At 58.4% G+C, this 10,393-nt stretch carries 9 protein-coding genes; 5 read left to right on the forward strand and 4 right to left on the reverse strand.

Annotation, left to right across the window (positions count from 1 at the left end; all coding sequences use genetic code 11):
* Positions 1-139: 139 nt before the first annotated feature.
* A complete protein-coding gene (locus tag NW840_RS02695) occupies positions 140-607 on the forward strand; it encodes a peroxiredoxin family protein (protein ID WP_011432999.1) in 468 nt (155 codons plus the stop codon).
* Positions 608-830: 223 nt separating this feature from the next.
* On the opposite strand, the gene NW840_RS02700 is transcribed toward NW840_RS02695, so the two are convergent.
* A complete protein-coding gene (locus NW840_RS02700; RefSeq protein ID WP_414342255.1) occupies positions 831-3,227 on the reverse strand; it encodes a glycoside hydrolase family 31 protein in 2,397 nt (798 codons plus the stop codon).
* A 229-nt stretch (positions 3,228-3,456) separates the two neighbouring features.
* On the opposite strand from NW840_RS02700, the gene NW840_RS02705 reads away from it, so the two are divergent.
* Positions 3,457-4,596, forward strand: coding sequence for a PQQ-dependent sugar dehydrogenase (locus NW840_RS02705; protein ID WP_414342257.1), 1,140 nt, complete (start codon positions 3,457-3,459; stop codon positions 4,594-4,596).
* 94 nt (positions 4,597-4,690) lie between these two features.
* Here the strand turns inward: NW840_RS02705 and psbH are convergent, their stop codons facing one another.
* Complete coding sequence (psbH, locus tag NW840_RS02710; protein WP_011432996.1) at positions 4,691-4,894, reverse strand: photosystem II reaction center phosphoprotein PsbH; 204 nt, start codon at positions 4,892-4,894, stop codon at positions 4,691-4,693.
* 217 nt (positions 4,895-5,111) lie between these two features.
* Here psbH and psbN point away from each other — a divergent pair, with 217 nt between their 5' ends.
* Together psbN and dapF are read left to right on the forward strand one after the other, a co-directional pair.
* Entirely contained in the window at positions 5,112-5,243 is a 132-nt protein-coding gene (gene psbN / locus NW840_RS02715; RefSeq protein ID WP_011432995.1) for a photosystem II reaction center protein PsbN, read from the forward strand.
* A gap of 26 nt (positions 5,244-5,269) precedes the next feature.
* Entirely contained in the window at positions 5,270-6,139 is an 870-nt protein-coding gene (gene dapF / locus NW840_RS02720) for a diaminopimelate epimerase (RefSeq protein ID WP_414342259.1), read from the forward strand.
* A gap of 3 nt (positions 6,140-6,142) precedes the next feature.
* On the opposite strand, the gene NW840_RS02725 is transcribed toward dapF, so the two are convergent.
* The gene (locus tag NW840_RS02725) at positions 6,143-6,832 is read right to left on the reverse strand and encodes a hypothetical protein (protein ID WP_414342260.1); all 690 of its coding nucleotides are present in this window, start codon (positions 6,830-6,832) and stop codon (positions 6,143-6,145) included.
* An 86-nt stretch (positions 6,833-6,918) separates the two neighbouring features.
* Entirely contained in the window at positions 6,919-7,482 is a 564-nt protein-coding gene (locus tag NW840_RS02730; protein WP_414342261.1) for a hypothetical protein, read from the reverse strand.
* 201 nt (positions 7,483-7,683) lie between these two features.
* Here NW840_RS02730 and pcrA point away from each other — a divergent pair, with 201 nt between their 5' ends.
* On the forward strand, positions 7,684-10,044 hold the full coding sequence (gene pcrA, locus NW840_RS02735) for a DNA helicase PcrA (RefSeq protein ID WP_414342262.1): 2,361 nt from the start codon (positions 7,684-7,686) through the stop codon (positions 10,042-10,044).
* Positions 10,045-10,393 lie beyond the last annotated feature (349 nt).

Below are 10,393 nucleotides of genomic sequence, written 5' to 3' on the forward strand. Positions count from 1 at the left end.
GGCCTTGTGGCGCTTTACTACCCTATCCCCACCCCCACCACCCCGTCAAGATATCCAACCCAAAATTTTTTGAAGCCAGAAGGGATCCGGATCCACCGTTAGACTGTTGAAGTGAGCTCAGATTGGGTTAGACGGGTCTATGGGGATTGTGATTGGGGCTGTTGCTCCTGACTTTAGCTTGCCTGCGGTGGGGAAAGGGATCCAAAAGGGAGCCCAGATTTCACTGGCGGCCTACCGGGGCAAGAGCAAGGTGTTGCTGGCCTTTTACCCGGCGGATTTTTCCCCGGTATGCACGAGCGAGATGCGTTGCTTTCGGGAGGATTGGGAAGCTTTCCGGGCCGCGGGCTGCGAGATCTTGGGGATCAGCAGCGATCCCCTCTCCAGGCACCAAGCCTTTGCCGAGCAGCTTAAGCTGGAGTTTCCTTTGCTGAGCGATGTGGACAGAACCGTGAGCCAGCAGTACGGGGTGGACAGCCTGCTGGGGACGCGGCGGGCCTATTTTTTGGTGGATAGCCAAGGGATCCTACGCTACCAGCATGTGGAGTGGCTGCCCTTGTTCAAGCGAGACAACCGGGAGCTGCTGGAGGCCGTGAGGGCGATTAGCTAGCTCGCCGGGAAGCCCCGCACTCTCTGCAACAGCAGGAGGGTCGGGATGAAAGGCGGATATATTCTGTACTATAATCAACATGGTTGTACAAAACGGCGTTGCCGGAATCTGGTGCAACTACGCGGTGGGGCATCCCGTGTCTGCTCGCAGAGGGTTCTTGCAGCAGCTCCCCGATGAAGCGAGAAGCCCACGCTGTACCTGTAGGGTCAGTGATGGGAGTATGTCACCTAAACGGGGGATCCTCTGGGGTGGGCCAGAGAACCCGTTGCGGCTGTCCGGTGTCCGGCAGGGAGAGGGGAGTGTGGCCAAGGGGCTCCAGAAGCCAGCTACGCTGGGGCGGGCTCCAGTTGCCCTGGCGGGCCTCGATCTCCAGAATGAGCTGGCCATTTTGCTGTCGCAAGCGGAAGAGGGTGGTGGCCCAGGCTCCTGCTCGATGGGCGAGGGTTTCCCCGTCGTCTTCGTAGAGGGTGAAGCTGCCGTTGCCGGGGTAGAGTTTGAGGTGCGGTTGGTCACGGCGCAGGTGGGCGGTGGACGGGCAGGGGGGAGCTAAAGGCAGAACGGAGCCACCCCGCACAAACAGCGGCAGTTGTTCGAGAGGGGCAGGGACGAGAATGTAGCGGGGGCCGGTGTGGGCCTGACCTGTCCACCAATCAAACCAAGTGCCCTGGGGTAGGTAAACAGCGCGGCACCGCACGCCAGGCCGAACCACAGGGGCAGCTAGGAGGGCGGATCCCAGCATGGCTTGATCTGAGATCTCGTAGGTTTGCGGATCGTCGGGAAACTCGTAGAGAAGGGGGCGCAAGATGGGGGATCCGGTTTGGCTGGACTCCCAAAAGAGGCTGTAGAGGTAGGGCAGCAGCTGGTAACGCAACTGAATGGCCTGCCGGCAGATGGTTTCCACTTCGAGGCCAAAGCTCCAGGGCTCGTGGGGGCGGGTGCCCAGGGCGCTGTGGCCGCGCATGAGGGGGTAAAGAATTCCCATTTGCATCCAACGGGCAAACAGCTCGGGAGTGGCATTGCCACCGAAGCCGCCGATGTCCGCGCCGACAAAGCTAACTCCCGACAGGCCCAGGTTTAGGAGCATGGGCAGGGACATCTCCAGGTGTTCCCAGGAGGATTGGTTGTCGCCTGTCCAGACGGCAGCCCAGCGCTGGATCCCAGCAAAGCCGGAGCGAGTCAGCACGAAGGGGCGCCGGTTGGGGTTGAGCTGTTCCAAGCCTTCACGGGAAGCGCGTGTCATCAGCAGGCCGTACAGGTTGTGAACTTCGGCGTGGGTGGTGGGTTCGTCGGGTGGGCCTTGGGGGGCATCGAGGGGGATATCGACGATCTGGCCGCCGTCTCCAAAGGGGCGGTCGTTGAGGGCCGGCTCGTTCATGTCGTTCCAGATGCCATCCACACCGGCTTGGGTGAGAACCCGTTGCCAGGATCCCCACCACTGCCGCACTCCGGGGCGCAAGAAGTCGGGAAAGAGGACTTTGCCTGGCCAAACGTAGCCATGGAAGAGGTGGCCGTCGGCGCGGCGGATAAAGAAATCCTGGGCCAAGCCCTCGTCGAAGACGGCGTAGTCGGCTTCGGGCTCGAACTTGACGCCGGGATCCACAATGGCTACCACCCGGAAGCCAGCCTCGTGGAGTTGGGCCATGAGCCGGGCCGGTTCGGGGAAGCGGCGGGGATCCCAGGTGAAGACGCGGTAGCCGCGCATGTAGTCGATATCCAAGTAAATGACGTCGCAGGGGATCTGCCGCTGGCGAAATTGCTGCGCAACGGTTTGAACCTGAGCGGCGCTGGCGTAGCTCCAGCGGCACTGTTGGTAGCCCAAGGCCCAGAGGGGAGGAAGGGGAGGCCGCCCAGTGAGTTGGGTGTAGGTCTCGAGCACCAAGGCCGGGGTGGGGCCGTAGATCAGGTAGTAATCCAGCTCGGGGGCGCGCACCTCGATGGCCCACTGCTCGGGATCGATCTGGCCCAGGTCGAACTGGCTCCAGTGGGTGCAGTGCAGGAAGAGCCCGTAGCAGAGGTTGGGGCGAAGAAACAGGGCGAAGGGAATGGCCTGGTAGAGATTGTCGCTGTGGGCGTCGTAGTTCCAGCAGTCGCGAGTCCAGTGGCTGTAGCGCCGACCCCGTTTGTTGAGTAGCCCCGCCCGTTCCCCTAGGCCATAGATGTGCTCGGCAGGGTGGAGGTGTTTGACCAGGCGGATGCTATCGGATCCCCAGGTAAGCCCAGAGGAGACATCGGCGCAAAACTCTTGCCCTTGAGAGTCTTGAAAACTGAACCGGAGGGGATCCCGATCGATCTGAACTTGCACCTGGGAGGTGGACAGGTGGATTTGGGTGGAGCTTTCCTGCAGTTCAAAGGGAGCCGGCGGCCACTCTTCATCGGCTGGAGCCACATCCCAGGAACGACGGGGCAAAAACGCTCCGCTGGGGCTAAAGCGCAGCCGAAACAGACGGGGGGTGAGCACCTGCATAGACCAGCGGCCCTGGGCACAGATGAGGTGGATCCCTCTGGAGTGGGGCTGGAGCTGCTGCAGGGATCCGCAGGTTGGCCTTTGGGGCGGGCGGGCGGGGGATTGGCCGTTCGCGCCCGCGGGATCGAGTCCCAAGATCTCGCCAGGTTCCAGCATGCTTTGGAGACAGATTGCTGCTCTCAAGGCTAGCCTATGGCCGGGAGGGGACAGGGGGTTGCCCACTCTGGTCCGCAGTGGGTTTTACCCTCATCGGTACCCATCTCCAGAAGAGCAGCAGTAATAATCGACTAGCTCAGACCCCAGAATCCATCGCGAAAACGAGGCGGCAATGGCCATGAGGATCCCGGTGAGCAAACTTCTCTCCGCGCTACTGCTTTTGGGAGGGTTGTCCGTCCCCGCTGTCGTGGCGGCCTACCCGGTCAGCCCGGAGATGGTGATGACCCTGCAACAGGGGGATCATACCCAAGCCTTGCCCAGGGCCAGAACGGAGCAAGCGTTTCGGGTGGTTACTTTGGCCCAGGGTTTGGAGCACCCTTGGGGGATGGCCTTTCTGCCAGATGGGACAATCGTGGTAACCGAACGACCAGGCCGGCTGCGCCGGGTTACCGACCAGGGGTTGGATCCCCAGCCCATAGCCGGTGTGCCAGAAGTATTTGCCCGCGGACAGGGGGGCCTGCTGGACATTGCCTTGCACCCTAATTACGCGGAGAACGGCTGGATTTACCTGTCCTATGCCGCTCCTGGGCCGGGCGGCGGGGGAACCCGAGTGGCGCGGGCCCGCTTGGGGGAGAAGGGACTCCAGGATCTGGAGGTGATTTTCGACATGGAGCGCAAGACCCCCGCTCAACAGCACTTTGGCTCCCGCCTGGCCTTTGATGAACAGGGATTTCTCTACATCAGCACCGGCGACCGCGGAGAGCGGCATCGGGCCCAGGATCTGGGGGATGCTGCCGGCAAGGTGTTGCGCGTCACTGATTCAGGAGGGATCCCGGCGGACAACCCATTTGTCGGCCAAGCAGGGGCTTTGCCGGAAACTTTTACCTATGGCCACCGCAACATTCAGGGAATGGCCCGCCACCCTGAAACAGGGGCAATTTGGTCCCACGAGCATGGGCCCCAGGGTGGAGACGAGATCAACATCTTGGCCCCCGGCGTCAACTACGGCTGGCCCTTGATCACCCACGGTCGAGAATATACGGGGGAACCTATCGGCCAAGGACTGGCGGCAGCTCCTGGATTGGCTTCGCCCCTGCTGCACTGGACACCCTCAATTGCCCCTTCCGGCATGACTTTCTACACAGGGGAGGCTTTCCCCGAATGGCGGGGCAACCTATTTGTGGGGGCGCTGGCCGGGCAACACCTGGCGCGCTTGGTACTGGATGGAGAGCGGGTGGTGGCGGAAGAGCGCCTGCTGGAAGGGGCGGTGGGCCGCATTCGCGATGTGCGGCAGGGGCCGGATGGACTCCTTTACCTGTTGACGGACGCCCCGAATGGATCCCTGCTGCGCCTGGAGCCAGCACCCTGAAGGCATCGGCTTAGGAGATGACGGAAACTATCCTGCTCCCGCTGGGCAGCTCTTTGGCGGGACAGGGACTTTCCCCAGAGTAGGGCTGGGGAACTCAGAAGCTGAGGCTCTCCCAAGAAACGTTGATGTCTTCCAAAAGCAGCGACTTGTTGTAGATCTGCAGGATAATCAACAAAAAGACGGCAAATAGGGCCATGAAGACCGCCATCAGGGGCGTGGTGCCCCAGCCGGGAGCTACTTTACCGTATTCCGAGTTGAGGGGACGCAGCAGATCGCCCAGTCTGGTACGAATGGCCATAGGTTCTCGCAGTAAGTTAGGAACAGAACACATTGATGAAGTCGAAGATGACCAACCCGGGCGGTGGATCCTTGGTGCTCGGCACCGCCCAGACAGCCACCCCATTAAAATCACGCTATCAGAATCTGGCCAACCCCTTTTGCCTTGAGCAATGAATTGTAAACTTGTGTAATACTGTAGTCGAACGCTCTCAGGATCTGAGGACTCAGACTTAGATATGGAACCCACCTTTTCCCTAATTGTGGCGATTGCGGCAGTTACCATCTGCATCACTGCGTTTGCCATCTACACGGCCTTTGGCCCCCCTTCCAAGGACTTGCAGGATCCCTACGAGATGCACGAGGATTAAGGCCTGTCGTTGGGATATCTGGGTAAATGTCTGCTCGGTTGACCCCCCGTCTCTCCTTTCACAAGTACCAGGGGTTGGGGAACGATTTTATCTTGGTGGACAACCGCCGGCAGTCTCAGCCCTGCTTGAGCCCGCAAGAGGCCGTTGCCCTTTGCAATCGCCGCTTTGGGGTGGGAGCCGATGGGGTTATCTTCCTGCTGCCGGGGCAGGAGGGGGCAGATTTCAGCATGCGCCTCTTCAACAGCGACGGTTCCGAGGCGGAGATGTGTGGCAATGGGATCCGCTGTTTGGCCCGCTTTCTGCAGGACTTGGGGATCCCAGGTCGGGATGGCGCTTACCAGATCCACACCTTGGCGGGACGGATCGTGCCGCAGGTGCGGGCAGATGGGCTGGTCACAGTGGACATGGGGATCCCTCGCCTTTTGGCCAAGCAGATCCCCACCACCTTGGTCGAACCGGATGAGAAGGTCATTCGGCAGCCGCTTGCAGTGGCCGGGCGAGAGTGGCGGGTGACGGCGGTGAGCATGGGCAACCCCCATTGTGTGGTCTTCCTGGAAGAAGAGGGATCCCTGGAGGAGCTGGACTTGGCAGCTGTGGGCCCCCTGTTTGAGCATCATCCGGCCTTTCCTGAGCGCACCAACACCGAATTTGTGCAGGTGCTCAGCCCGACTCGTTTGCGCTTGCGGGTTTGGGAACGGGGAGCAGGGGCAACGCTGGCCTGTGGGACGGGTGCCTGTGCTGTTTTGGTGGCTGCTGTTTTGGAGGAGCGCGCAGAATCGCAAGCTACAGTAGAACTGCCGGGAGGAAATCTGGAAATTCGCTGGGATCCGAGCACACAGCACGTGTGGATGACCGGCCCTGCCCTACACGTCTTCAGCGGCACCACTGCCGGTTGAGAACTAGGCTCCCAGACCCAACAAGAGGATGGCCAGGAGGCCGAGGATCCCATAGGCAACGCTCCAGCCCTGCCGCCAGATCAGCGCCAACGCCAGGCCCAACAAGACCAAGCCCAACCCCAGGCCAAGGCGGAGAAATAGAGGGTGTACAAACTGGCTGAGGGAGCGTTTGAGCCAGGGGAAGATCACCCCCAAGGCGAAGGCCAGTCCTACGGGGATCCAATCGATCCAACCTGTCTGCTCCCAGCCCCCCAACAGGTAAAAGCCGCCCAGACAAAGGCCCAGGCAGAAAAACAGCACCCGCATGCCGGGATAGTCTTGTCGATAGTTGAAAGCAAGGCTTCGGAGCTCCTTGGGGTGGGCCAAGACCAATGGCTCTACAGCAAAGCTTTCGCTCCACTCCGGCGCTTCTTCAGTTTGTCCGCGGCACCAAAGGTAAACGTTGACCTTGCGCAACCCTTGCAGCAGAGAGGCCTCCACTGCATTGCGCACCACCTCCATCACCTGCAGGGTATCCACCACATCGCCCGGCAGCCGTTCCAGCAGCACGTTGAGAACAGGCCCCTTCAGCTCGGCTCGGCCAAACAGCCGCAAGTTGGCAAGCTTGTAATCGAGGATTTGGTTCAAGATTTTGAGCTGGCGGCGCATGGGATCCCGTAAACAGTGAACCGTCGTTCGAATGGTTGACTTCAAGCTTCAACATGACCGGTATGACCAGTTTAATGGCTTGGGCCAGAGCAGCAGAGGAGAGGCGTTGCCGGTGTGAAAGGGAAGTGGGACTATCCCATGAGGGTGCGAATGCACCGGCGAATGCTGAGGTTGGATTGCTCCAAGTCGGCAAATCCGCTCAGAAGAGTTCCCTGGCCGTCCAACAGCAACAAAACAGCCTGGCGGCGAAAATTGATCCCAGGCAAAGCTGCAGCGGCTATTTCTTGCAGCTTCTGGATGGTTGCTCCCTCAAAATCGACCGAGACATACACAAACGGAGAAACCAGGCGGGGATCCGTCGGTACACTCTCCCGGATGGCCTGCAAAACCAAGTGGCGCACCAGCAGCAGCCCCCTGCCATCCACCAGCACGATCTGGCGCAGCCGAGGGTTTTGCCCAAACTCCAGGGCCAAACTTTTGGAGAGGGCTTCCGATTGCGAGCGGGTTTGGCTGTTGGTCAAGATCAACGCTTGAATGCCCTCATACCGACTTAGGTCAAGCCGATCCCCAGAAACGCTTTCCACCTTGAGGTCAAGAGATGTTTTGGGGTTGCCGTTGCTGGGGCAGTTGCCAGCTTGGGCGGGATCGAACGCACCTTGAGAAAGCAGGGCAAGGGTGGCAAACCCCAAAGCCACAAGTCTCTTTTGAACGCAAAGCCAGCAGCGGTTAGCCGGGGCACAGCAGCAGGACAGCACTCGGTTCATGGCGGGGAGCTCTGGAGCGGGCCGGCCAAATCTTAACCGATCTTCATCTTTGGTGCTCCAAAATGCCCTCTGGGCTTCTCATCCCCATTGGGTTGGTGCCCATAATGGAAGGCAGTTTCTGGTTTGCTGGCCATGACTCACGCCTCTTTGCTGGATGTCCTCAACCCTTCTCAGCGCCAAGCGGTGCAACACTTTTGTGGCCCGCTGCTGGTGGTTGCCGGGGCAGGTTCCGGCAAGACGCGCGCCCTCACCCACCGCATTGCCTACCTGGTTCGCCACTATCGGGTGGATCCAGGAGAAATTTTGGCCGTGACCTTCACCAACAAGGCCGCCCGTGAGATGAAAGAGCGCATTGAGCAGCTCTTTGCCGAACAAGAAGCTCAAGAACAATTTGGGATCCCGCTGGAGCAATTGGAGCCAGCCCAAGTCACCCGGCTGAAATCCAGCGTTTACCATCGGCTGATTAAACCCCTTTGGATCGGCACTTTCCACAGCTTATTTGCCCAGATCCTGCGCATAGATATTGAAAAATATCAGGATCCCAAGGGGCGAAAGTGGACTCGCAACTTCTCGATTTTCGATGAATCAGATGCCCAATCCCTGGTGAAGGAGATTGTAACCAAGCAACTGAACTTGGATGAGCGCAAGTTTGACCCAAGGTCGGTACGCTACGCCATTAGCAATGCCAAAAACCAAGGTTGGACTCCTGCCGACCTGGAGCGCAATCAGCCCAACTTCCGTGGCCGTACCATTGCCCAAGTTTACGAAATCTATGAAGACCAACTGGCAGCCAACAATGCTCTGGACTTTGATAACTTGATTTGGATACCGGTGCAGCTTTTTCGACAAAACGAGCAGGTGTTGGCTTACTGGCACCAACGATTTCGACACATTTTGGTGGATGAATACCAAGACACCAACCGCACTCAGTATGAGTTGATTCGTCTGTTGGCCACCAACGGCGAGACCTGCAGATCTCGGTTGGATTGGAGAAACCGATCGATCTTTGTGGTGGGAGATGCCGATCAAAGCATCTATCGGTTTCGCGGGGCAGATTTTACCATTTTGCTGGAGTTTCAAGAGACCTTTGGAGATGGTCTCCCGGACGATGATACCCGCACCATGATCAAGCTGGAGGAGAACTATCGCTCTACAGCTACCATTCTGCAGGCAGCTAACGCTCTCATCGAGAAAAATACAGAGCGCATTGATAAAGTTCTCAGGCCAACCCGTCAGCAAGGAAATCCGATTCTTCTTCATCAGGCGGATGATGAGATTGCAGAGGCCGAGTTTGTCGTCAATACCATCCGACGATTACACGGCCAAAATGCCAATGCTTTCTCCTGGGGAGATTTTGCCATTCTCTACCGCACCAACGCTCAATCCCGTCCTTTTGAAGAGGTCTTGCTGCGGTGGGGGATCCCTTACACCGTGGTGGGCGGACTGCGATTTTACGACCGCAAAGAAATTAAGGATGTCCTAGCCTATTTACGGGTTGTGGCTAACCCTGCCGACTCCTTTAGCCTGCTGCGAATTATTAACGTGCCGCGCCGTGGCATCGGCAAATCTACTCTGGACAAGCTGACCGAAGCGGCGGCGGCTCTCAACGTGCCTTTGTGGGAAATTCTCAGCGATGAAACCTCTGTAAGTAGCTTGGCGGGCCGTTCGGCTAAGCCTGTCATTCAGTTTGCTCAGTTGATTCAGCATTGGCATCGACAGGCTTCTCAAACCTCAGCCGCCACCCTTATCGAAGGGTTGCTAAGGGATTCCGGCTATTTGGAGGATCTCAAGGCACAGGGTACAGACGAAGCCGAAGAAAGAGCGGCCAACGTGATGGAACTTTACAATGCCGCCCGCCAATTCGAGGAAGAACAGGAGGATCCCAGCCTTGAGGCTTTTTTGAGCAATGTGTCTTTGGCTTCCGACTTGGACAACCTTCAGGAAGGCGCTGAGAAAGTTTCGCTAATGACGTTGCACTCTTCCAAAGGTTTGGAGTTTCCTGTTGTGTTCTTGGTGGGGGTGGAACAGGGTCTATTTCCCAATTTCCGGGCTTTGGAGGATCCCGCTGCTTTGGAAGAAGAGCGACGCCTTTGCTACGTGGGCATTACCCGTGCCCGTGAGCAGTTGTATATCAGCCACGCCAGGGAAAGGATGCTCTACGGCAACCGAGAACCGGCCATTCCTTCCGTATTTTTAAGTGAGCTACCTCAAGAGTTGATCGAGTCCGACAGGCGCGGAGCCCCTTCTCGACAGCTTTCCCACGGCAGTGGACTGTCCCTTTCAGATGCACCCAAGGCCAGGCCCAATCGCCGCCAAAGCCGTTCAGAACAGTGGGCGATTGGAGATCGTTTGCAACATCCCCAATTCGGACAAGGCCAGATTACCCATGTGTTCGGCAGTGGTGAACGGGTCACGATTGCGGTGAGGTTCCCCGCTATCGGTCAACAGAAAATCTTGGATCCCCGTATCGATCCTATTCAAAAGCTTAGCTAGGCGGCTGAACTCGGAAGGGCTCCAGCGATGAAGAGAGGCAAAGGGAAGTGCTGTAGAAGTCCGTAGCTCATTCGAGATTGCCTTGCCGTTGACGTCGTTGGTGATCCCTTGCTTTATATGTGTTTGCTTTATATGTGTTGCTGCACGACGGGGAAAGCAAAACCTCAGCTCCCCCTTTCCCTGATTTGACCGTTGCCCAACCCTCGGCCTTACCTCTGCCCCCTCGTCACTAAATTTTCGGGCTGGAGACCCGCACCATAGCCGCAGGCTTGGTGTCGAGAGGAAAGCCCTCCTCCATATAGGTTTGCCGGCCAAAAGTCTGGATGAACTACAATAAGCCCATGAGCCA

This window comes from Synechococcus sp. R5-13 (assembly GCF_047462015.1).
Lineage (GTDB): Bacteria > Cyanobacteriota > Cyanobacteriia > Thermostichales > Thermostichaceae > Thermostichus.